Source organism: Streptomyces sp. MNU76 (assembly GCF_020982545.1).
GTDB lineage: Bacteria > Actinomycetota > Actinomycetes > Streptomycetales > Streptomycetaceae > Streptomyces.
The window spans coordinates 357,380-380,126 of sequence record NZ_JAJKLK010000022.1; the positions used below are offsets into that span (position 1 = coordinate 357,380).

The 22,747-nt window shown below is 69.7% G+C and carries 18 protein-coding genes and 4 pseudogenes; 14 read left to right on the forward strand and 8 right to left on the reverse strand.

The window, feature by feature from the left end; translation table 11 throughout:
- Window positions 1-79: 79 nt before the first annotated feature.
- Window positions 80-2,692: a bifunctional FO biosynthesis protein CofGH gene (locus E4N62_RS36745; RefSeq protein WP_230221509.1), complete on the reverse strand. Its 2,613-nt coding sequence runs from the start codon at window positions 2,690-2,692 to the stop codon at window positions 80-82.
- 458 nt (window positions 2,693-3,150) lie between these two features.
- On the opposite strand from E4N62_RS36745, the gene E4N62_RS36750 reads away from it, so the two are divergent.
- The gene (locus E4N62_RS36750) at window positions 3,151-5,481 is read left to right on the forward strand and encodes an immune inhibitor A domain-containing protein (RefSeq protein WP_230221511.1); all 2,331 of its coding nucleotides are present in this window, start codon (window positions 3,151-3,153) and stop codon (window positions 5,479-5,481) included.
- Window positions 5,482-5,533: 52 nt separating this feature from the next.
- Here E4N62_RS36750 and E4N62_RS36755 read toward each other — a convergent pair whose 3' ends face one another.
- On the reverse strand, window positions 5,534-6,388 hold the full coding sequence (locus E4N62_RS36755) for an LLM class F420-dependent oxidoreductase (RefSeq protein WP_230221514.1): 855 nt from the start codon (window positions 6,386-6,388) through the stop codon (window positions 5,534-5,536).
- A gap of 196 nt (window positions 6,389-6,584) precedes the next feature.
- Complete coding sequence (locus tag E4N62_RS36760) at window positions 6,585-7,475, reverse strand: serine hydrolase (RefSeq protein WP_230221516.1); 891 nt, start codon at window positions 7,473-7,475, stop codon at window positions 6,585-6,587.
- A 175-nt stretch (window positions 7,476-7,650) separates the two neighbouring features.
- On the opposite strand from E4N62_RS36760, the gene E4N62_RS36765 reads away from it, so the two are divergent.
- The 3 genes from E4N62_RS36765 to E4N62_RS36780 all read left to right on the forward strand — a co-directional run bounded on the left by E4N62_RS36765 (window position 7,651) and on the right by E4N62_RS36780 (window position 10,837).
- Window positions 7,651-9,183 carry a CehA/McbA family metallohydrolase gene (locus E4N62_RS36765; RefSeq protein WP_230221721.1) on the forward strand — a complete coding sequence of 511 codons (1,533 nt, stop codon included), beginning with the start codon at window positions 7,651-7,653 and terminating at the stop codon, window positions 9,181-9,183.
- A 136-nt stretch (window positions 9,184-9,319) separates the two neighbouring features.
- Window positions 9,320-10,150, forward strand: coding sequence for an SAM-dependent methyltransferase (locus E4N62_RS36770; protein ID WP_230221518.1), 831 nt, complete (start codon window positions 9,320-9,322; stop codon window positions 10,148-10,150).
- 261 nt (window positions 10,151-10,411) lie between these two features.
- Complete coding sequence (locus tag E4N62_RS36780; protein ID WP_230221520.1) at window positions 10,412-10,837, forward strand: nitroreductase/quinone reductase family protein; 426 nt, start codon at window positions 10,412-10,414, stop codon at window positions 10,835-10,837.
- An 11-nt stretch (window positions 10,838-10,848) separates the two neighbouring features.
- Here the strand turns inward: E4N62_RS36780 and E4N62_RS36785 are convergent, their stop codons facing one another.
- Window positions 10,849-11,223 (reverse strand): type II toxin-antitoxin system VapC family toxin, encoded by a 375-nt coding sequence (locus E4N62_RS36785; RefSeq protein ID WP_230221522.1) that lies wholly within the window; start codon window positions 11,221-11,223, stop codon window positions 10,849-10,851.
- Window positions 11,223-11,465, reverse strand: a complete 243-nt coding sequence (locus E4N62_RS36790) for a type II toxin-antitoxin system Phd/YefM family antitoxin (RefSeq protein WP_230221524.1) — start codon at window positions 11,463-11,465, stop codon at window positions 11,223-11,225. The genes E4N62_RS36785 and E4N62_RS36790 overlap by 1 nt, the downstream gene beginning before the upstream one ends.
- Before the next feature lie 611 nt (window positions 11,466-12,076).
- Here E4N62_RS36790 and E4N62_RS36795 point away from each other — a divergent pair.
- A pseudogene (locus E4N62_RS36795) lies at window positions 12,077-12,169 on the forward strand (aminoglycoside phosphotransferase family protein); the annotation flags it as partial.
- Window positions 12,170-12,252: 83 nt separating this feature from the next.
- Here the strand turns inward: E4N62_RS36795 and E4N62_RS36800 are convergent.
- Window positions 12,253-12,987 (reverse strand): bifunctional 2-polyprenyl-6-hydroxyphenol methylase/3-demethylubiquinol 3-O-methyltransferase UbiG, encoded by a 735-nt coding sequence (locus E4N62_RS36800; protein ID WP_230221526.1) that lies wholly within the window; start codon window positions 12,985-12,987, stop codon window positions 12,253-12,255.
- 237 nt (window positions 12,988-13,224) lie between these two features.
- Here E4N62_RS36800 and E4N62_RS36805 point away from each other — a divergent pair, with 237 nt between their 5' ends.
- From E4N62_RS36805 to E4N62_RS36830, 6 genes and pseudogenes are all read left to right on the forward strand, one after another.
- On the forward strand, window positions 13,225-13,794 hold the full coding sequence (locus E4N62_RS36805; protein ID WP_230221528.1) for a hypothetical protein: 570 nt from the start codon (window positions 13,225-13,227) through the stop codon (window positions 13,792-13,794).
- Between the two features lie 43 nt (window positions 13,795-13,837).
- Window positions 13,838-14,712: pseudogene (locus E4N62_RS36810) on the forward strand (IS5 family transposase).
- A 10-nt stretch (window positions 14,713-14,722) separates the two neighbouring features.
- Window positions 14,723-15,186, forward strand: a pseudogene (locus tag E4N62_RS36815) (transposase); the annotation flags it as partial.
- A gap of 342 nt (window positions 15,187-15,528) precedes the next feature.
- Window positions 15,529-16,656 carry a DUF4062 domain-containing protein gene (locus E4N62_RS36820; RefSeq protein WP_230221530.1) on the forward strand — a complete coding sequence of 376 codons (1,128 nt, stop codon included), beginning with the start codon at window positions 15,529-15,531 and terminating at the stop codon, window positions 16,654-16,656.
- 19 nt (window positions 16,657-16,675) lie between these two features.
- Entirely contained in the window at window positions 16,676-17,359 is a 684-nt protein-coding gene (locus tag E4N62_RS36825) for a hypothetical protein (RefSeq protein WP_230221532.1), read from the forward strand.
- A 703-nt stretch (window positions 17,360-18,062) separates the two neighbouring features.
- On the forward strand, window positions 18,063-18,836 hold the full coding sequence (locus tag E4N62_RS36830; protein ID WP_230221534.1) for an integrase: 774 nt from the start codon (window positions 18,063-18,065) through the stop codon (window positions 18,834-18,836).
- Here E4N62_RS36830 and E4N62_RS36835 read toward each other — a convergent pair.
- Window positions 18,782-19,456 (reverse strand): PQQ-binding-like beta-propeller repeat protein, encoded by a 675-nt coding sequence (locus tag E4N62_RS36835; RefSeq protein WP_230221537.1) that lies wholly within the window; start codon window positions 19,454-19,456, stop codon window positions 18,782-18,784. The two genes, E4N62_RS36830 and E4N62_RS36835, sit on opposite strands and share 55 nt — an antisense overlap.
- A gap of 127 nt (window positions 19,457-19,583) precedes the next feature.
- On the opposite strand from E4N62_RS36835, the gene E4N62_RS36840 reads away from it, so the two are divergent.
- Together E4N62_RS36840 and E4N62_RS36845 are read left to right on the forward strand one after the other, a co-directional pair.
- A complete protein-coding gene (locus tag E4N62_RS36840; protein WP_230221539.1) occupies window positions 19,584-19,724 on the forward strand; it encodes a hypothetical protein in 141 nt (46 codons plus the stop codon).
- Window positions 19,725-20,221: 497 nt separating this feature from the next.
- A complete protein-coding gene (locus tag E4N62_RS36845; RefSeq protein ID WP_230221541.1) occupies window positions 20,222-20,533 on the forward strand; it encodes a hypothetical protein in 312 nt (103 codons plus the stop codon).
- Here the strand turns inward: E4N62_RS36845 and E4N62_RS36850 are convergent.
- Window positions 20,499-21,207 (reverse strand): annotated as a pseudogene (locus E4N62_RS36850) (IS6 family transposase). The gene E4N62_RS36845 and the pseudogene E4N62_RS36850 sit on opposite strands and share 35 nt — an antisense overlap.
- 216 nt (window positions 21,208-21,423) lie before the next feature.
- Between E4N62_RS36850 and E4N62_RS36855 the strand changes: the two are divergent.
- On the forward strand, window positions 21,424-22,689 hold the full coding sequence (locus E4N62_RS36855) for a DUF418 domain-containing protein (protein ID WP_230221543.1): 1,266 nt from the start codon (window positions 21,424-21,426) through the stop codon (window positions 22,687-22,689).
- Window positions 22,690-22,747: the final 58 nt, after the last annotated feature.

Consider the following 22,747-nt stretch of genomic DNA (forward strand, 5'->3'; position numbering starts at 1 on the left):
GCCCGGTCTCCCCGAAGGTACCCGGGTGGGCGGTCGCGCTCACCTTCCCCGTCGGCAGGGGGCGAGAACCGATCGCGCGTCAGTCCAACACCGGCAACAACTCCGGCAGATGACCGTCGGAGGCCTCGGCCGCCCGTTGCCGCTCCTCCGGGACGGCCCCGTACAGCGTGGTGCGCGGGCGGGCGGGGCGGCCCGCCGTGTCCGCGACCGCGATCAGGTCCTTGACCGACTTGTAGGAGCCGTAGGAGGAGCCCGCCATGCGGGAGATGGTCTCCTCCATCAGGGTGCCGCCCAGGTCGTTGGCGCCCGACCGGAGCATCTCCGCCGCGCCCTCCGTGCCCAGCTTCACCCAGCTGGTCTGGATGTTGGGGATGTGGGGGTGGAGCAGGAGGCGCGCCATGGCGGTGACGGCGCGGTTGTCGCGGGTCGTCGGGCCGGGGCGGGAGATGCCCGCCAGGTACACGGGCGCGTTGGTGTGGATGAAGGGGAGGGTCACGAACTCCGTGAAACCGCCCGTCTGTTGCTGGATCCGTGCCAGGGTGCGGAGGTGGCCCAGCCAGTGCCGGGGCTGGTCGACGTGGCCGTACATCATCGTCGAGGAGGAGCGGATGCCCAGTTCGTGGGCGGTCGTCACCACCTCGATCCAGGTCGCCGTCGGCAGTTTGCCCTTGGTGAGGACCCAGCGGACCTCGTCGTCCAGGATCTCCGCCGCCGTGCCGGGGATGGAGTCGAGGCCCGCCTCCTTCGCGGCCGTCAGCCATTCGCGGATCGACATCCCGGTGCGGGTCGCGCCGTTCACCACCTCCATCGGGGAGAAGGCGTGGACGTGCATGCCGGGGACGCGGGACTTCACGGCCTTCGCGATGTCGAAGTAGGCCGTGCCCGGCAGGTCGGGGTGGATGCCGCCCTGCATGCACACCTCGACCGCGCCGAGGTCCCAGGCCTGCTGGGCGCGGTCGGCGACCTGGTCCAGGGAGAGCGTGTACGCGTCGGCGTCCGTGCGGCGCTGCGCGAAGGCGCAGAAGCGGCAGCCGGTGTAGCAGACGTTGGTGAAGTTGATGTTGCGGGTGACGATGTACGTGACGTCGTCGCCGACGGCCGACCTGCGGACGTCGTCCGCGATCCGGGTGAGCGCGTCGAGCGCGGGGCCGTCCGCGTGCAGCAGGGCGAGCGCCTCGGCGTCCGTCAGCTTCGTCGGGTCGTCGGCCGCCGTCGCCAGCGCCGCTCGTACGTCCGTGTCGATGCGCTCGGGGACCATCCCGGGCGCCGCCGCCTCGCGCAGGGCGCCCCAGTCGCCGTAGACGGAGTCGAAGTCCTCGCGGCGGTCGCCGGTGCGGCCCTCGGTGTCGATGGCGGTGTGCAGATCCGTGCGTCCGGCGGCGACGAAGACCTCGTCGGGCTCCTGCCACGGGTGGCCCTCGACGACGGCGTCCGGCAGCGCGAGCCCGGTCTCGGGGTCGGCCAGTGCCCGGACGTGCGGCAGCAGGCGCGGGTCGAGCCACGGTTCGCCGCGCGTCACGAACTCCGGGTAGACACAGAGACGTTCGCGCAGCTCGAAGCCGGCCGCCCGGGAGCGTTCGGTGAGTTCCTCGATCTGCGGCCAGGGGCGCTCGGGGTTCACATGGTCGATGGTGAGCGGCGACACCCCGCCCCAGTCGTCGATCCCGGCGCCGATCAGCCGCTCGTACTCGCTGTCGACCAGGTTCGGCGGCGCCTGGATGCAGCCGGACGGGCCCATGATGAGCCGGGCGACGGCCACCGCGGCGACCAGCTCGTCCAGCTCCGCGTCCGGCATGCCGCGCATCGCGGTGTCCGGCTTGGCGCGGAAGTTCTGGATGATCAGCTCCTGGATGCCGTGGTAGGCGCGGGAGACCTTCCGGAGGGCGAAGAGGGACTCAGCCCTCTCCTCGTACGTCTCACCGATGCCGATGAGGACGCCGGAGGTGAAGGGGACCGAGGAGCGGCCCGCGTCCTCCAGCACCCGCAGCCGGACGGCCGGTTCCTTGTCCGGGGAGCCGTGGTGCGGACCGCCCGGCTCGGACCACAGCCGGGTCGCGGTCGTCTCCAGCATCATGCCCATCGAGGGCGCGACGGGCTTGAGGCGCTGGAAGTCCGTCCAGCTCATCACGCCGGGGTTGAGGTGCGGGAGCAGCCCCGTCTCCTCCAGGATGCGGATGGAGATGGCGCGGACGTAGGCGATCGTGTCGTCGTAGCCGTGCGCGTCGAGCCACTCGCGCGCCTCCGGCCAGCGGTCCTCCGGCTTGTCGCCGAGCGTGATCAGCGCTTCCTTGCAGCCGAGCGCGGCCCCCTTGCGGGCCACGTCCAGCACCTCGTCCGGCGACATGAACATGCCGTGTCCGGCCCGGCGGAGCTTGCCCGGGACGGTGACGAAGGTGCAGTAGTGGCACTTGTCCCGGCAGAGCCGGGTGAGCGGGACGAAGACGCTCTTCGAGTACGTGATGACACCGGGCCGCCCGGCCTCGGCCAGCCCCGCGTCCCGCACCCGCGCCGCCGTCGCGGCGAGGTCCTCCAGGTCGGCGCCGCGCGCCTGGAGCAGCACCGCCGCCTCGCTCACGTCGAGCGCCACGCCGTCGCGGGCGCGTTTGAGCGCGCGCCGCATCGAGTTCCCGGTGGGAGTGGTGGAGCCGGTGGAGTCGGTGGGTCCGTTTCCAGAGGTCGCGGAAGTCGTCATCCGTCGAGCATACGAGCGACCGGATCGGCCCAGACAGGCACGGCGGGCCGGATGGACCGGGATTCGTTACACGGTGTAATCGCCGGTGGCGGGCGGGCGACCTACGGACGGCCCGCCACCCGCGCTATTCAGCCGCCGACGAATCCGCGTCGGCGCCGCATACCCGCCATGAATTACCGCCACCCATGACCGCCACCCATGAACTTCCAGTAATACCAGCGGGTAATTTTGCGTCTTATTTGCGGGACCAGTGAACAGTTTGTGCGTGAGGCCGAATACAGCTGTCCGATAACGGAGTTACTCGTGCCAGGGGCGATTGCGAACTCTCTTTTTCTCGCAACCTCCGGTCAAATACGTTCACTTGAACCATCCCGCGTGTCACAGGCCCCGGGCGTCACGGGACAGGACCGTCCACCCGCTCGCACGGCCGACCGCGTACAGGGAAGGCCCCCCACCAAGTGACCAGCAACCGCTGGACGTTCAGGGCCGCAGCGACCGGTGTGGCCCTCGCCACCGCCGCGGCGACGTTCACGCTCTCCACCGTCACCGGCACGCAGGCCGCCGAAGCCCACGCGCCCACCCACGCCGCGCACGAGCACCAGCACCAGCACCAGCACGACCTCGGAAACCCACTCAGCAGGACACAGGCCGCCCACCGCGAGGAGGCACTGAAGCAGGTCATATCCGGCGACGCCACGGTCAAGGACCGCGACGGCTCCCAGGTCGTGCAGCTGAAGAGCAAGAACGGCGACCCCAAGTACGTCGAGCTGGGGCGCGAGAAGACCGACAGGATCTTCACAACCCTCGTCGAGTTCGGCGACGGGACGGACGACCGCTACGGCGGCACGCCCGGCCCCCTGCACAACCGTATAGCCGAGCCGGACCGCAAGGAGGACAACTGGACGGCCTGGCGGGCCGACTACAACCGGAAGCACTACGAGCAACTGCTTTTCGGCACGGGCAAGAAGACCGAGTCGATGAAGAAGTACTACGAGAAGCAGTCCTCGGGCCGCTACTCGATCGAAGGCGAGGTCTCGGACTGGGTCAAGGTCCCCTACAACGAGGCCCGTTACGGCTCGAACAAGTGCCAGCCCGACACCTGCGCCTGGCAGGTCGTCGCGGACGGCGTCACCGCCTGGGTCGAGCAGCAGAAGGCGGCCGGACGCACGGACGCCGAGATCAAGACGGACCTGGCGGGCTTCGACACCTGGGACCGCGGCGACTTCGACGGCGACGGCGACTTCAACGAGCCCGACGGCTACATCGACCACTTCCAGATCGTGCACGCCGGTGAGGGCGAGGAGGCCGGCGGGGGAACGCAGGGCGAGGACGCCATCTGGGCCCACCGCTGGTACGCGTTCGGCGACGACTGGGACAAGACCGGTCCCGAGGGCAACAAACGCGGTGGCGCCCCGATCGGCGACACCGGCATCTGGGTCGGCGACTACACGATCATGCCGGAGAACGGCGGCCTCGGTGTCTTCGCCCACGAGTTCGGCCACGACCTCGGTCTGCCGGACCACTACGACACCAGCGGCAAGGGCAGCAACTCCACCGGTTTCTGGACCCTGATGTCGGGCGGCTCCTGGCTCGGGCAGAGCAAGACCGAGATCGGTGACGTGCCCGGCGACATGACCGCGTGGGACAAGCTGCAGCTCGGCTGGCTGAACTACGACACGGCCAAGGCCGGAACGAAGTCCACGCACAAGCTGGGCATCGCCGAGTACAACACGAAGGACAAGCAGGCCCTCGTGGTCGAGCTGCCCAAGAAACAGGTGAAGGTCGAGGTCGTGCAGCCCTCGGAGGGTTCGCTGCAGTGGTGGAGCGGCAGCGCCAACAGCCTGTCGAACACGCTGACCCGTTCCGTGGACCTCACCGGAAAGACCTCCGCGGCGCTGACGCTCGACGGCTGGTGGGACATCGAGAAGGGATACGACTACCTCTACACCGAGGTCTCCACGGACGGCGGCGCCACCTGGACCGCGATCGACGGCACCGCCGACGACCTGCCGATCGGCCGTGACGGTGGCGGCAGGCCGGCCCTGGACGGCACGACGGACGGCTTCAGGAAGCTGTCGTACTCCCTGGACGGCTACGCGGGCCGGAAGATCGATCTGCGCTTCCGCTACCAGACCGACCAGTACGTGGCCCAGAAGGGTTTCGTGGCCGACCTGATCACCTTCACGGCCGACGGCTCGCCCCTCTTCTCGGACAACGCCGAGACCGCCGACCCCGCCTGGACGGCAGCCGGCTTCTCCCGCTTCGGCGGCTCGTACACCACGGAGCACGAGCAGTACTACGTCGCCGAGAACCGCCAGTACGTGTCGTACGACAAGGGCCTCAAGCTCGCGTACAACTTCACGCGCCAGGACTGGGTGGAGCGCTACCCCTACCAGAACGGCCTGCTGATCTGGAAGTGGGACACCTCGCAGCAGGACAACAACACCAGCCAGCACCCCGGTGTCGGCCTGCTGCTGCCGGTCGACGCCCATCCGAAGCCCCTGAAGTGGTCCGACGGCGAGGTGGCCGGTAACGACCACCAGACGCACGACTCGACCTTCACCCTGGGCCGCACGGACGCCTTCACGCTGCACCAGGACAAGAAGGTCACGCTGAAGGTCACGTCGAAGAAGGGCGTATCGGTCTTCGACGACCGCACCCACACCTACTACGACGAGGAGAACCCCACGGGCGGAGTCAAGATCACCGACACCAACACCAGGATCCAGATCGTCAAGGAGGCCAAGGACGGCTCCACGGTCACGATCCGGGTGGGTCCGGCGAAGTAGTCAGCAGTCACCTCGGCCGCGTCCTCCCGCGAGGACGCGGCCGCTTCGGCTCTCAGGCGCCGCCGCCCAGGAACCCCGCGTACTCGTCCAGCAGCCCCAGGACCTCCGCCTCCCCCGCCGGAGGCAGCTGCACCACGGCCTCCTCGATCCCCAGCTCCGCGTAGTACGCCAGCTTCCCCGCGCTCGGCTGCACCGCGTACGGCACGACCTGCAACCCGGCGGGATCGCGCCCGGCGTCCGCCCACGCCGCCCGCAGCACCGGCAGCGCCTCCCGAGCCCCGCCCCCGATGGGCAGCCAGCCGTCCGCGTACTCGGCGATGTGCGCGAACAGCTTCGGCCCCGCGGCCCCGCCGATCAGCGTGCGCGGCCCCACCACCGGCCCGCGCGCCTTCTGCACCGGCTTCGGGTACGCGGAGCTCGCCCGCACGCTCCCGAACTCCCCCTCGTACGCCGTCGGCTCCTCCGCCCACAGCGCCCGCATCAGCGCCATCCGGTCCCGCACCAGCTCCCGGCGGGTGCGCCACTCGACCCCGTGGTCGGCGGCCTCCTCGACGTTCCAGCCGTAGCCGAGGCCGAGGGTGAGACGGCCGCCGGAGAGGTGGTCGACGGTCGCGATCTGCTTCGCGAGGTCGATCGGGTCGTGCTGGGCGACCAGCGTGATCCCGGTGCCGAGCCCGAGCCGCTCGGTGACGGCGGCGGCCTGGCCGAGCGCGACGAAGGGGTCGAGGGTGCGGCCGTACTCGCGCGGCAGGTCGCCGCCGGCCGGGTACGGGGTCGTCCGCTCGACGGGGATGTGCGTGTGCTCGGGGAGGTAGAGCCCCGCGAAACCGCGTTGCTCCAGCTCACGGGCGAGCCGGGTCGGAGTGATCGTCTCGTCGGTGAGGAAGATCGTCACGGAGATGCGCATGTGTCATCTCTAGCGGCTATGGACAGGGATGTCCATACCGACCGGTCGGCACTTAGGGGAGTCGGCCGGTCGGCACGCGTCGGTGCTCACCAGTGTTCATCGGCGCCGGGGGCGGCGGGCGTGCGCAGGAGCGGCCGGACGGTCTCGGCGGGGGCGGCCGATCGGCGCTCAGGGAGGGCTGGGAGCTGAGGAGCACTCACCCTTGCCTGCGGGTGGTGCCGGTGCCGCGGGGCGTCGGCGGTGGCGTGGCCCCGCGCAGGGCGCGCTTCGCGGCTTTGCTCGTGCCGGGCATGGGGCCGAGGCGGTGGACGAGGGCCCATCGGCCGTCGTCGTGCGCGGCGGCCACGACGGACGAACCGCGGGTGGAGCCGTCGTGCCAGCGGAGCGAGGGGGCCCGTCGCCAGGAGGGTGCCGGGTCGCCGAACGGGCGTTCCACGAGCAGGGCCACGAGGAGGTCCGCCAGCGTCCGGCAGCCGGCCCACAGGCCGCCGGCCGGCAGGATCGCCCCGGTCAGGGTCCACAGGGGGCGGGGCCGGCCGAACAGATCGCGCGGCACGAGCCGTCGCCCTTCCGGCGGGCTCGCCGTCATCGCTCCCGCGCCCAGCCCGAGCGGCGACAGGACGTGCGTGTCCACCAGTTGTTGGTACGAGCGGCCGGTGACGGTGGTGAGCGCGAGCCCGAGCACGGCGTAGCCGAGGTTGGAGTACTCCTCCCGGCCCGGCCGTCCCGCCGTCGGCCGGTCCAGGTCGCGCAGCGAGTCCCGCAGCGCCGCCTCCGTGAAATCGGCGTAGGGGTCGTCGGGCGGGCCCGTGGGCAGGCCGGTGAGTCCGGCGGGCAGCCGGGGCAGGCCCGAGGTGTGTTCGGCGAGATGGCGCAGGGTGATGCCGGTCCCCCTCGGCACCTCGTCGAGGCACTCCTCCAGCGGGGTGTCGAGGTCCAGCTCCCCCTCCGCCGCCAGCCGGGCCAGGAGGGTGCCCGTGAGCACCTTGGTCAGGGAGCCGATCTCCACGAACCGGTCCGCGACATGGCCGTGCGCGACCCGGTCTGTGACACCGGCTCCGCCCAGCACACAGATCGGTGTCCACACGCACGCTCCCCCGCCCACTGTCTCGCTCTGCCGCGTATCGAAAACTGGCGATTCCTTTCCCTTGCCCCGCAGTTCACCACCGCATACGAAGGTGGCGGGCACCACGCACCACCCCCGCACCACTCCACGCACCACCCACGCCATGTCACTCACGACCGACCTGGGGAGCAGCAGCATGTGCGACGACCACCACGGTGACGGGAACGGACTGGGAAGGCGCGCGCTGTTCGTGACGTCGGCGGCGGCCGCGCTTACGTTGGGAAGCGTGACCTTTGGGACGAGCGGCGCCGAGGCCGCGGACGGCGAGCAGGAGACCAGGACGATCAGGGGAACCCTCCCCACCGGCTCCCCCGACTTCGTGTATCTGCCGGTCGAAGTACCCTCCGGTGTCAGGGAGTTCAGGGTCTCCTACAGCTACGAGAGAACGACCGTCCCGGCCGGCACGATGGGCAACGCCCTCGACATCGGCGTCTTCGACGAGCGCGGCACCGAACTGGGCGGCAAGGGCTTCCGCGGCTGGTCGGGCGGCGCCCGCACCGAGTTCTTCATCCGGACCGACGAGGCGACCCCGGGCTACCTCCCGGGCCCCGTACGCCCCGGGACCTGGCACATCGCGCTGGGCCCGTACACGGTGGCCCCGGACGGGCTGCCGTACGAGATCACGATCACCCTGACGTACGGCAGGCCGGCCGCGGCGGTGAAGCCGGTCTACCCGCCGGCACGGGCCAAGGGGCGGGGCCGGGCCTGGTACCGGGGCGACTGCCATCTGCACTCCTGGTACTCCGACGGCCGCCGTACGCCCGCCGAGCTGGCGGCGCTCGCGCGGGCCGCGGGACTGGACTTCATCAACAGCTCGGAGCACAACACCCAGTCCGCGCACGCCCATTGGGCCGAGCACGCGGGTGACGACCTGCTGATCATGCTGGGCGAGGAGGTCACCACGCGCAACGGGCACGTGGTGGCGCTCGGCGTCGACCCGGGCACGTTCGTCGACTGGCGCTACCGGGCGCGGGACAACCGGTTCGGCAAATACGCGCGGCAGATCCGCCGCGCCGGGGGTCTGGTCGTCCCCGCCCACCCGCACGCCACCTGCATCGGCTGCAACTGGAAGTTCGGCTTCGGCGAGGCGGACGCGGTGGAGGTGTGGAACGGGGCGTACTCGCCGGAGGACGAGGTGGCGCTCGCCGACTGGGACGGCATGCTCGTCGCGGCGGTGCGCGAGGGCCGTCAGGACTGGATCCCGGCGATGGGCAACAGCGACGCCCACCGCGATCCCGACCCCGTCGGCCGCCCCCAGACGGTCGTCCTGGCCGAGGAGTTGAGCCGGGAGGCGATCCAGGAGGGGCTGCGGGCGGGCCGCTCGTACGTCGCCGAGTCCAAGGACGTGTCCGTGTCGTTCACGGCGTCCGGGCCGCGCGGCGAACACGCGGGCATCGGCGAGCGGTTGAAGGTGGACGGCGACACCCCGGTCACCGTCCGTCTGGAGGCGACGGGCTCCGCCGGCTGCACCGTCCGCTTCGTCACCGACCAGGGCGTCCTGTTCACCTCGCCCGCGATCCCGGAGTCCGGCACGGGCGCGGCCCAGTGGCGTACGACGGCCTCGTACGCGGCGTACGTACGCGCCGAGGTCCGCCGGCCGCCGATCGTGCCGGGGTTCCCGGGCCCACTGGCGGCCTTCACCAACCCGATCTTCCTGGGGCGGCGATAGCAGCCACCCCCAAGATGCGGGACCGACAGGGGGAACCCGCGTACGAAACAACTGTGTTGAGCCTTATGTTTGGCTCGACACAAACGTGCGTCCGTCCGTGCGACGGCGCACCTGCACGGCGGAGGAGACGGCGCCCATGACCGATCACGCGACGACGCCCGACCCGGCGGCGGCTCCGGCGGCGAAGGAGAAGGTCGACACCTCGGTGCCCGCCTCCGCCCGCATCTGGAACTACTGGCTGGGCGGCAAGGACAACTACCCGGTGGACGAGGCGGCAGGCGACGCGTACGCCGGCGCCTTCCCCGGCATCGTGACCATCGCCCGCAGCAGCCGCGCGTACCTGCGGCGCAGCATCCGGCACCTGGTGGAGGTGGAGGGCGTCCGGCAGTTCCTGGACGTCGGCACCGGGCTGCCCACGGCCGACAACACCCACCAGGTCGCCCAGCGCAGCGCCCCGGACGCGCGGATCGTCTACGTCGACAACGACCCGATGGTCCTCGCGCACGCCCGCGCGCTGCTGTACTCCTCCCCGGAGGGCGCCACCGCGTACGTCGACGCCAGCCTGTACGAGCCGGAGCGCATCCTGGAGGCCGCGACGGCGACACTGGATCTCTCCCGGCCGACCGTGCTGATCCTCAGCGGCATCCTGGGGCACGTCAGCTCGTACGACGAGGCCCGTGACATCGTCCGCCGCCTGCTCGCCGGTCTCCCGTCCGGCAGCTACCTCAACATCAACGAGGGCTCCCGGGGCACCGATCCCGACTACGAGCGCGCCCAGGACGCCTACAACGAGACGGGCGCCGTCCCGTACTTCCTGCGCCCGATCGACCAGATCACCGGCTACTTCGACGGCCTCGACCTGCTCCCGCCGGGCGTCGTCTCCGTCCCCCTGTGGCACCCGGACGACACGACGGCGGGCGAGCCGAAGCCGATCGGGCAGCACGGCGGGGTGGGCCGGAAGCCGTAGGGAAGGCGGCGGGCGGCCTCGGCGGTGCGTGTACGTGGCCGGGGGCTTCAGCGTGCCCCGGCCACGGGCTGCCTGTCGGCCCCCGCGGCGGCCCCACCCCGTCCGCCAGGTCCGCCACCACCGCCATGTGGTCGGCGGACCATACGCCGTCGACGGGGCCGGTGCCCGCTCTCGTCACGGCCTGTACGCGACCGAGCCGCCGGGGCCCGGTGGGCCGATCCTGTACTCCGTACCTCCCACCGCCCGAGGAGAACCGAGCCGATGTCCCGGAACGAGGACCCCACCGCCCCCATGGACCTCAAGCAACGTGTCGTGACGGCCTTCCAGCGGCACGTCGCCAACCCGGTGCTCCGCCGCGTACCGCTCCAGACGGTCCTGGAGACCACCGGCCGCACGTCCGGCCTCCCCCGCCGCACGCCCATCGGCGGCCGCCGCGTCGGCGACTCCTTCTGGCTGGTCTCCGAGTACGGCGACGCCTCCCACTACATCCGCAACATCAAGGCCGACCCCTCGGTCCGCGTCCGCATCCGGGGCCGCTGGCACGAGGGCACGGCCCACCTCCTCCCCGACGACGACCCGATCGCCCGCCTGCGCACGCTGCCGCGCATGAACAGCACGGCGGTACGGGTACTGGGCTCACGACTGCTGACGGTGCGGGTGGACCTGGCGGAGCGGAGCGGCGCGTAACTCCTCCGCACTCACACGGGCATGACCCGCACGTCGTACTGCGGGATCCACTTGTCCCGCGTCACGAGGGTCATCCCTTCGATCTGTGCCTGAGCGACCAGTATCCGGTCGAAGGGGTCCCGGTGGTGCGCCGGCAGCCTGCCCGCACGCACGCCGTGCCCGGCGGTCACGGGCAGGCCGCCGAACTGGCTGTCGCGTACGCGCTCGGCCAGGTCTTCGGGACCCTCCAGCCTTCCGAGCGTCTGCTTGATGGCGATCTCCCAGGGCGACACCGCGCTGACGTACACCGCCGGTTCGGTGTCGAGGAGATCCTTGATCTCACCGGACAGCTCGGGGGAGTCGTCCAGCCACCAGAGGACGACATGAGTGTCGAGCAGCAGTCGCATCAGCGCATCCCGAAGGCGTCGGCGATGTCGTCGGGCAGCTCGTCGAAGTCGTCGGGGATGTGGATCCGTCCCCGGAGCGAGCCGCGGCCGGTCCGCTTCACCTTGGGGCGCAGCGGCACCAGCTTGGCCACCGGCTCCCCCGCCTTGCTGATCACGATCTCCTCACCGGTCGCGACCTGCTCCAGGATCCGCGAGAAGTGCGTCTTGGCTTCGTGGACGTTGTACTGACGGGCTGCTTCCATGACTGCCTCACGATCCGGCCACCAAAGTGGACTAAGCGCTGGACTAAGCCCAGAACCGAGTGTAGCCCGCCGAGCGACACGAGGCCCCTCGGCGTGAGGCCTCATGCGTGAGCTCAGGCCATGACCGCCCCGCAGTCGACCCACAGCAGCTTCCCGCCCGGCCAGGCCCCTGGGCCCCGCAACGCGGACACGCCCCGCGCCTCGGAGCATGCCCGTACGATGCCCAGCCCCCGACCCCGCTCCGCTTCACCCCCTCGTCATGGACGGCCGCGCCCTCCGCCTCGAACCCGGCTGGCACCCGCCAGTCCCGGTCCCACACCCCCACGCGCAATCGCCCGCCGACCTCCACCACCCAGCGCCACCATCCGCCTCATCGAATCCGCCGACCCCACCCGAACCACACTCGACGCCGCCCCCACCGCCTTCGGCGCCCTGCTGCGCTCGCTGAAGGAACGCCGGCGTCGCGCCTGACATCCTCCGCGTACCGCCAGGCTCCCGTGTTCAACTGATCGCCGAACGGATGATCGTGACGGAGAGGCGGTTCGGAGCGTGGCCTGCAGGTCGGTGGCACGGGAGCAGTTGGCGGGTGCGGCGCGGGCCGCGCTGGGCGGCGGACGCTCGACGGGGACTTCCCCGACCGGGCGTTCATGGCGGGCATCGCCGAGCACAACCTCAAGCAGGCGCTGGCACTGATGCACACCTGAAATCCCGGGGCCGCAGCCGCTTCGCGAAGGCAGGCTCGGTGAGTCGGTTCCGGGTGACGCGGTGCGACGCCCGTCGGCGGCCGTCACACCGTCGGCGGCCGGCGCGCCACGAACACGAACTCCCTGCCGGGACGGTCGGGAGCGTCCCGTACGTCCTCAAGCACATATCCGTGATCGGCCAGCTCCGTCTCGATCTCGTGGCGCTCGCGGAATCTGAGGGTGGAGACGGAGGTGCGCCGTTTCTTGCCGCCGTTGTAGGTGTAGTGCCAGCGGAAGGTGACCAGTTGGCCGGTGACCTCGGTCAGCTCCACCCAGCTCTCGACCGTGCCGAAGCCCGGCACGTCGGTCACCCCGTACGAGTCCTCACGATTCCACGCCTCCCAGGCCCTCCTGGCCGGGTCGCGGGTCTCGAAGACCAGGTGGCCGCCTGGTCGCAGGGCCTCGTACGCGCCCGCGAGTGTTCGCCGCCATCCCTCCGGGTCCGTGATCGCCTGCGCCACGTTGGCCGTCATCGTCACGAGGTCGACCCGGAGCGGGGGAAGGGCCGTCGCGTCCCCGTGGATCCAGCGGACCCGGTCCGCCCCCGGTTTGGCCCGCGCGACATCGAGAGAGGCGCCGGCCGGGTCGATCCCGACGACCTCCACCCCACGGTCCGCCAGCAGCAGCGCGAACACCCCCGTCCCACAGCCGATGTCCAGCACCTTCCGGGCGCCGAACTCCTCCGCGATGCGCAGGTAGGCGTCCAGGTCGCCGCGATCGGGGTCGAGGGGGTCGTAGAGCTCGGCCAGCCGCCGGTCACGGAAGATCTCGTCAGCCATGCGGCCCAAGGTAGGGGGCGTGGCCTACCGACGACCATACGGAGCACATCCGCACCACGTCGGCGCCCGCACCCGACCGCCCTTCCTCGCGCGACTGAGGCGAGCGCTTCCGCAAGGAGGGGCGGGCAACCTCAGATTCTGCTCTGAACCCGCCCCGTCTCCTTGTTGTCACTCTCGCCCCGGTGCCATGATCACGACCTCGCTCGTGACCAACGGGCAGACATACGGGGGTCGTTCATGTCATCAACAGCACGCAGGCACGTCCGCGCGCGCACCGCCGTCCTGACACTTCTCTCGGCGGCCGCTCTCCTCTCCACCGCCGCTTGCTCGTCCGGGTCCGACGGTGACACCGGATCACCGGAACGACGGCCCGGAGGGTCGGTCGAGCAGCCCCAGGCGAAGGCGACCCCGGCCTCGGACGCGAACGAGGGGGAGGGTGAGGGCGACACGGCCCGCGAGGTGGCGGAGGAGGCCCTGGACCCCATCGCCGATCGCGTGGTCCTGCGTCAGAACAAGACGCGCGACAGCGCGCACCTGGAGTTCGAGGCGGCAAGGAAGGGTGAGGGCACGGCCCTGTCCGTCGCCGTGAGCTGCGAGGGTAAGGGCAAGATCGAGGTCGTGCTCCGCCCCATGAACGCCTCGTTCCCCATGGAGTGCCTCGACGGCGAAGTGACGAACATCCTCAACGAGTTCGATTCCGAGGACTCGGACCGCGCCGGCACGGTCTCCGTCACCGCCGCCCCGGGAGTGCACTGGTCCCTCTCGGTGGGCCGGGGCGAGCCGGCGGAGCAGGACCTCAGCGACTAGGGTGCGTTTCAGAAGTGGATCTTGATATGTCAAGATCCACTTCATGGGGAGGCATGATCTGACGAATGGGCAGTGGGCAAAGCTGGAGCCGCTGCTCCCGGTCGGCAAGAAGCCCGGACGGCCGCCGGTGCATACCAAGCGGCAGTTGATAGACGGCATACGCTGGCGCACTCGCGCTGGTGCTCCCTGGCGGGACGTGCCCGAGCGGTACGGCCCGCGGGAGACGGTCTACGGTCTGTTCCGGCGCTGGCAACGGGACGGCACCTGGCACCGCATCTTCGAGCAGCTGCAGGCCCGGGCCGACGCCGAGGGGCTGATCACCTGGGATGTCTCGGTGGACTCGACCATCGCCCGCGCCCACCAGCACGCGGCGGGTGCTCGCAAAAGGGGGATCTGCAGGTCGAGCCGCCAGGTGGTCTCTTCGCCGAGCCCGACGACCACGGACTCGGACGGTCCCGGGGCGGGCTGACGACCAAGCTCCACCTGGCGGTCGAGCAGGCCCAGAAGCCGATGTCTCTGGTGGTCACGGCCGGGCAGCCCGGTGACTCACCGCAGTTCCAGGTGGTCCTGGGCCGTATCCGGGTGCCCCGGCTCGGGCCGGGGCGCCCGCGCACCCGGCCGGACAAGGTTCGTGCCGACAAGGCGTACGGCTCCCGCGCGAACCGCGCCTAACTGCGCAAGCGCGGTATCCGCCGCACGATCCCGGAGAAGCGCGACCAGATCGCCAACCGCAAGAAGCGCGGTTCCCGCGGTGGCCGGCCGCCGAAGTTCGACAAGGACGACTACAAAGAGCGTCACGCGGTGGAGTGCGGAATCAACCGCCTCAAGCGCCACCGTGCGGTCGCCACGAGATACGACAAGCTCGCCGTCCGCTACGAGGCGACAGTGCTGGTCGCAGCCATCAACGAGTGGCTGTGACCAGCACTTGTTATGGTCCTCGAAGACCGGTGCGACCCCGGACGACGTGGACCGCTTCTGGCAGGCATTTCTCCGCCGCTTCGACCTGGAGCACACCTTCCGCTTCGCGAAACAGACCCTCGGCTGGACCACCCCGAAACTCCGTACTCCCGAGGCTGCGGACCGCTGGACCTGGCTCCTGATCGTCGCCCACACCCAGCTCCGGCTCGCCCGGCCACTCGCCGAAGACCTCCGCCGGCCCTGGGAGAAACCCGCCACCCTCTACCGGCTCACCCCGGCCCGGGTCCGACGGGGGTTCAGGAACATCCGCGCCCACCTCGCCTGCCCGACCCGTGTTCCCAAACCCAGAGGCGCAGGCCCCGGACGGCCACCCGGCGCCAAGAACAAACACCGGCACCCCGCTACGACGTCGGCAAGACCGTCAAACGCCCCGAGACCCTCAAGGCCATCGGCAAGCCCGGAAGATCTTGGTAGATAAAGAACAAGAAGGCGGTGCCTCTCTGTGGATGACGTGCCGCGCCGCTGCACGCCCTCCCACACCGACTTCGGCGACACCGCGCCCACCGCGATCTCCAGGGCACTCTCACAGAAGCCCGCTATCAGCCACGGCCGTGTCGCTCCGGCGGATGGTTCACGCGGCCGACCCCTGCTGTCCTTGTCTGATGTCGGCACGGACAATGACGCTCCTTCTGCGCAGATAAGCGCATTTTCCGTAATGGTGCGTTGGCGGGTGTCTCGCGCTGGGTACAACGGACAGCGCGTCCGCGCCTGCGGACGTCACCGCTGCGCGGCGGGCCGGGGGACTCGGGGGGACAGGTGGAAAAGCGCTACCAGGTATTCATCAGCTCCACACGCAAGGACCTTGAAGAGGAGCGCCGCATCCTGACGGACGCGCTTCTGTTGAACCAGTTCATCCCGGTGGGTATGGAGCACTTCCCCGCGAGCTCAGACAAGGCCTGGCCGATCATCAGGCGCTTCATCGACGAATGCGACTTCTACGTTCTGGTCATCGCGGGCATGTACGGGTCAATCAACCCTGAAAACGATCTCAGTTACACCGAGAGCGAATACCTCTACGCCGCCCAGGCGAAGAAGCCCCTGTACGCCTTCGTTCACAAAGACATCAGTTCGTTGCGGTCGGGGATGGTGGAACCGACCGCCAAGCGACGACGCCAACGTGACGCGTTCATCGCGCGGGTCGAGGCCGATCTGGTCCGGGCCACCTGGAGTGACCCCAGTAACCTTGCAACAGCGGTGACCTCAGCACTCAACCGAGCAACCCGGGAGAGTTCGGCAGTGGGCTGGGTACGGGCCGACTCCATTCCCGAGCAGTTCGGAGCACTCCACGCCGACCTGCTTGATCCGTGTACCCGTCTGGGCATCGGACAAGTGAGCATTGACGGCGTCGCAGGATCCGAGATGCGGGAAAACCTGGCACGCGCCCGCACCACCCGCATCATGTCGACCAGCGCCGTCCGTCTCCTCGAGATCTATAAGCAGTCCTTCATCGACTCCGTCAGAGACGGCGGGCGCATTCAGATACTGCTCCCCGATCCTGAGGGCACCTTCCTCGCGGACGTCGAAGAGTCGGAATCCGCCCATGGCCCTCGGGGCGTGAAGATTTCCGAAGAAGTCGCCGTCGTCCGCCAACGACTGCTGGAAATCGTCCGTGAAGTACCCAACTCGGGCAGTGGCCGACCCCTAAGCTCCTTCGGCACTGTGGAGATCGGCTACTTCACTACCCATCTGCGGTCCACCCTCGTCCTCTGCGACGACCACTGGGGGTGGCTCACCCTTACGCTCCCGCCCGCCCGGGCGCCGGAGACCGCCTCCCTCGCTCTCAATGGCGGAGACCGCTCCCTCCTGAACGTCTGCGTACGCCACTTCGAACGGACCTGGGAAGTCGTCACATCACGAGGGAGCACAGAACTACTCGGCCCGTGACCCGGGTAGGCATGGCCGCATGACGGATATCCCCGGACACGCGACCGACGCGCGGGCAGCGTGGGAGAAGAAGCTGCAACAGGCCCACGCGCTGATGGCGGCACGCCGCGGCCGCCCCTCGGCACTCATCGAAGTCGCAGCCCAGCACCCCCTCGTGGACGGCATACGCCCGAACGAAGAATTCGAAGCACGCCTCAACCGCGCACACGAGCTCTACAACCAGCTGACCACGGACGGCCTCAACGTCGAGCTGTACGTACCCGGCAGCCGTCACATGTTCCAGGGCACTGCCGACAAGATCAGCCTCAGCCAAGCAGGCAGCGACTACCTCACCGCCCGCGGCATCCCCGCCGCCTGCATCCACGGCGAAGACCTCAACCACCGCTACAAAGGTGACGACGGCGTCTACAACAGCGCCGACGAATGCTTCGTCACCGCCTCCCACTTCAAGAACGGCGACTTCGGCACCCTCCTCACCGTTCTTGCTCCCGGACAGCTACACCGCAAAATGCTCCACTACATCCAGTTCGGAGTACTCCCTCTTCCCCACACCGCCCCCGCCCCGGTCTCCTTCCACAACTACGTACACGAAGCGTTCGTCGAACTCCCCCACGTACTGCTTGAAGACCCCGACTTGCAGTCCCCCGACTCCGCCAAGGCCAACCGCCTGCGCAGGGAACGACGTCCCGGACCGGTGGACTGAAGCCTTGGCTTGGCGTGGGCTCGCCCTGCTACCTGCCGCCGTCGGGTGATCGGAGAATCGATCCGTTCCAGAGGCGCTGTCAAGTTGGCTGGGCGGGTGGGATGATCGCCGGGTTGATCATGGTGGAGGGGGATCGTCCGTGGGGAGCGCGTCGCCGTCGTACAGACGATCTCGATCCGCTCGGCCACCTCCCCGATGTGGCCGGTGAACCCGCCTCGGGGCGGCGGGAAGTGGGCTGTCGCCTGCGGCCACGGCATCTGTGCCCGCGGAGTTGCCGGCCGGTGCGGCAGGCTGCCGAAATCGGGGCTGTCGCTGTCGGCTGGCTCCATGATGTCCCTTCACGCACCTTTATCTGTAGTGCCGTTTGTAGCATCTGAATCACGCATATGTACCCCATATCCGGGCTCCGGAGAAGCGCACAAATCTGATGAACAGGGCGGAGCATGACAGAAAGCCAGAAGACGCTTGAAGCGGTCATCATCCCTGCGGCGCCGGCCCGGCCGGAGGCCTACGACCCCGCCACCCGGGCCGCGCTGGAACACATCGACCGCCAGGCCGTACGCACCGTGGCCGACGGACGCCCGGTAGCCACCCGCGACGCCTACGCCCAGGACTGGGCGAGCTGGAGCAAGTTCTGCGCCGCCTGCGAGGTGCCGGTGCTCGCCGTCACCCCCGGCACGCTGGTGATGTTCGTGGAGTGGCTGTGGACCGGGGGACGTGCACCGCGCCGTCCACCATCGACCGGCGCATCTCCGGCACCGTCGTCTCCGCCCGCGCCGAGCACGGCGTGCGGCTGGAGGACGGCGTCGCCCGCCTCGCCCGCAACCGGCTCAAGCAGCTGGTCAAGGAGATGGAGGAGAACGGGGAGACCCGCGGCCGGGGCCAGGCCCCGCCGCTGCTCGTCGAGCACCTGGTAAAGATCAGCGCCGCCTGCCCGGACAACCTCATGGGCATCCGCGACCGCGCCCTCGTCCTCATGCACTTCGCCGTCGCCGGCCGCGAACACGAACTCGCCTTCAACCGAGTGCGCGACTACGCCGAGACCCCCGGCGGCATCCGGGCCGACCTGCGCGTGTCCAAGGTCCGGCCCCGTGTCGTCCCGGTCCCCTACGGCTCCCGGCCGTCGATCTGCCCGGTCCGGGCCTGGCAGGCGTGGAAGGAGGCGGCCGACCTCACCGACCCGGACGGGTACGCCTGGCGCCGCCTGCACAACCGCTGGCACACCGCCATGGACAGCGGGCTGCAGCCCGAATCGATCGGCGACATCGTCACCCGCGCCGGCGAACGCGCCGGGATCGAGGTCCGCTTCACCGGCCACAGCCCCCGCCGCGGGCTCGCGACGTCTTCTCGACTGAAGCGCCATGACCAGATCGTCATCGCCAGACAGGGCGGGTGGGCCCCGCACTCCAAGGTGCTGGCCGGCTACCTCGAAGTCGTCGACCAGTGGGAGGACAACGCCCTGCTCGGCGTGCTGTAGACGAGGCTGTCGCGGCGAACGGGTCCTCCCAGACAGTCGGGACCGGTGGCCGCGTCCAGCGCGTACACCTTCTTGTCGAGGCTGCCGATGCAGACGATGCCGTCCACGACCGCCGGCGACGAAAGGACCACGCCGCCGGTGGTGTGAGTCCAGCGGGGTGTGCCGGTGGCCGCGTCCAGCGCGTACACCTTCTTGTCGAGGCTGCCGATGTAGACGGTGCCGTCCACGACCGCCGGCGACGAAAGGACCACGCCGCCGGTGGTGTGAGTCCAGCGGGGTGTGCCGGTGGCCGCGTCCAGCGCGTACACCTTCTTGTCGAGGCTGCCGATGTAGACGGTGCCGTCCACGACCGCCGGCGACGAATAGACCTTGTCGCTGGTGGTGTACGTCCAAAGCTGGTGGAAGGGCTTCGCCATGGCAGGCCGGGCGGGTGGGGGCCGGAGGCCGCCGGTGGCGGCGCCGACAAGCCGGTGGCTGGGCTCTGCCAGCAGGGCCGGCGGTGGTCCGGGAGGCGAGGACGCGGCTGGGGGGCTGAGGCGGTCACGGACATCGGCGGCACTGGCGGGCCGGTCGCCTGGGTCCTTGGCAAGGAGTTCGGCCAGGGTGCTCACCGTCGTCACGCGAATCGTCCCGGACCTGGCACACGTGCGGGGGGTACTGCGTCGAGCACCGGCACCTGACCGCTCACATATGCGTGACCCAGATGCGACAAACAGCACTACGAACAAAGGTGCGTGACGGGACGTCATGGAGCAGACCGAGACGAGTACGGATGTTCGGCACGTCGTGACCCCCTCGCTGGTGCTGCCGGCGTCGGCCGGACCGGCGGGCACCACCGCGGCGACGAACGCCGCGGCGTTCACCCCCGACGCGCTCGCCAAGCTGTAGGAGCTCATGCCCGGGTCGCTGCCCGGGTTCGTCGAGTGGCTGTGGGTCCAGCCCGGTTGGCGCACGGGCACCTTCACGGCGCCCTCGACCATCGACCGCCGTCTGTCCGGCATGGTCGTCACCGACCACGGCCCTGGTCCTCGACAAGACCGTGGCCGCCCGCGCCCGCCGGGTGCTCAAGGCCAAGGTGAAGAAGATGGAGAAGACCAAGGAGACCCGGGGCCGGCGGTTGGCGCCCGCGCTGCTCGCCGAGCACTCGCGCGCCACCGTGGTCGCCGCGCCGGACGGTATGGCACTTCTTGAGGCAGCTCTCGACCGGGACCGCTCGGCAGGTGGCTCACGACCACCGGAGAGTACGCAACGGCACTTCCCCCCAAGCCAATTCAGGGGAGGGTGGACCCGGCCGACGATCCAAGATCGTCGGATCGGGCGCTGGCCGTTGCGGTAAGCCGCCCCGTCAGTGCGGAGATTGCTCTGACACTTTGACGGGGGTTGCCGTGACGGCGTTTCTGCCGTTCATCGCCCGGGTTCCACTGCTGGTGTGGGCCTTGCTTGCGGTCGTGCTGCTCTACCTGCTGCTGATCATCCTGTTGTCGCTTACCGCGGTGTACGCGAAGAAGCCGGCACGGCGCCGCACGGCGGCCGACATGGTTCGAATTCTCTGGTTCAGCGGTAGCCGGAACGACGACCAATCCTCGGGGCGCTGTCACGTTGATTGGGAGGGTACGTGTCTGATGGCGTCGCGGCGTGGTGCAGCTCGGTTCCGGGCTGTGCTCAGGCAGCGGTGGCGAGGCCAGCGACGCCGGTGATCTGCTCCCAGATGGCGAAGCGGATGCTCATCTCGGTTCGGTGGGCGGCAGCGGTCATCGGGGGTCGGCTGCCCGGAAGTGGGGTGAGATGCCGCTGAACGCTGACAGGAACCGCTGGGCCCCGCCCACTGAGCGGAAGCCCTTCATCGCCCGTTCGCGCTGTCTGGTGGGCTGGTGGCTGTTCTCGGCCCGGTTGTTGAGGTACTTCGACTGACGGTGCTCGACGGATGGCATGACCTCGCGGTGGGCGGCGCCGTAGGAGCGGAGCCTGTCGGTGACGATCACCCGCGGCACCACGTGCGTCTTCTTCATCAAACGGCGGAAGAAGCGCCTGGCCGCGGCCTTGTCCCGGCGGTTCTGCACGAGGATGTCCAGGACGTCGCCGTCCTGGTCGACGGCCCGCCACAGGTACTTCTGTTCTCCATTGATCTTGATGAAGACCTCGTCCAGGTGCCATGTGTCACCCGGCCGGGGATGCCGCCGGCGCAGCGAATCAGCGTACCGCTGCCCGAACTTGGCGCACCAGCGGCGCACTGTCTCGTACAGACGACGATCCCGCGCTCGAACATCAGCTCCTCGACCTCACGGAAGCTGAGCAGAAAGCGGAAGTACAGCCACACACAATAGGAGATCACCTCGACCGGGTACCGATGCCCCTTGTACGACGGCGACACGGCCCCCACGGACAGCCCCCTCCAGCACGATCAGCCAGAAGATCATCCCACCCGTGGCTAACCAACGTGACAGCGCCCGACCGCGAGCTCGAGACCCTGCGGACCGGAGTCGCTTGCGGTGATGGTCGATCGGCTCGGCGTCCTCTGCCGTTCGGCGGATGCGGTCTGGAAGCTCGGCAGAGGCGTCAGGGTGTCCGGACCGGCGACCTTGGTCGCATGACGCAGACAGAGATCTCACACGACATGTCACCTCCGCGGCACATGGCACCGGCTGAACCCGCGGGCGTGGTCGAGCGGGGGCCGTCGGTGGGGCGGTTGGTCGGGGTGGACCTGGCCCGCGCGCTGGCGGTGTTCGGCATGTTCGCGGTACACGTCGCGCCGTCCGCCGAGGTCGTGGGTGGCTTCGGCGGCTGGCTGCTGGAACTGACCCAGGGCCGGTCGTCGGTCCTGTTCGCCACCCTGGCCGGGTTCTCGCTGATGCTGATCGCGGGCCGCCGGGAGCCGAAGACCGGCCTGGCCGGCCGGCAGGCGAGGTTCCGGATCGTGATCCGTGCCCTGGTCCTGCTGGCACTGGGCACCGCGCTGACGATGCTCAAGACCGGGATCGCGGTGATTCTCGCCTTCTACGGGGTGTACTTCCTGCTGGCCCTGCCCCTGGTCCGGCTGCGGGCCAGGACCCTCGCGATCACTGCGGCCGTGCTCGCGGTCGTCGCGCCGCAGGCGGCGTTCGGCCTGCAGTGGCTGCTGAGCGAGTCGGTGGCGGAGACCCTCATCACGTACGACCCGATCGCCCGGCTGGGCGGCGAAGGACTGCTGAGCCTGCTCCTCTACGGCACCTATCCGGCGATCACCTGGATGCCGTTCGTGATCGCGGGCATGGCGCTGGCCCGGCTCGACCTGGCCGCCGGCGCGGTGCAACGCCGGCTGGCCGCGCTCGGCCCCGCGCTGATGGCGCTCGGATACGGCAGCTCCTGGCTGGCAGTCAGACTGACCCCGTCAATTCAGGCAGACGAGGCCCCTCTGAAGGACATCTTCGCGGACCTGGATACGAAGTCCATCGAAGCCCTGGAGCCGAGGTCGGCGGCCCTTGACGCCCTCCAGGACAAGACGGATGTGGGCAGTATGGCCCTGTCGCTGCTGGGATCCGAGCCGCACAGCGGTACGACCTTCGAGATCGTCGGCAGCCTCGGCGTGGCGATCACCGTGCTCCTCTGCGCGACCGTGGCCATGGCCCGGCTGGCGTGGCTGCGCCGACTGGCGAGCCCGCTCATCGCCGTGGGCACGATGTCCCTGACGCTCTACGTCGCCCACGTAGCGGGCTATGCCATGCTGCCCGAAGGTGCCACCAGCACCTTCGTGCCGCTGCTCGGGTTCATCGCCGGGTCGATCCTGTTCGCCACACTCTGGTCGCGCTTCTTTAGCCGCGGACCGCTGGAGCACCTGCTCAACAGCACCACCAAACTGGCGAAGTTCGTCCGGTGAGACGCGGCGTGGCATGGCGCACTGACCCTTCGCTCGACCGAGGCCAACTCCTGGCCGA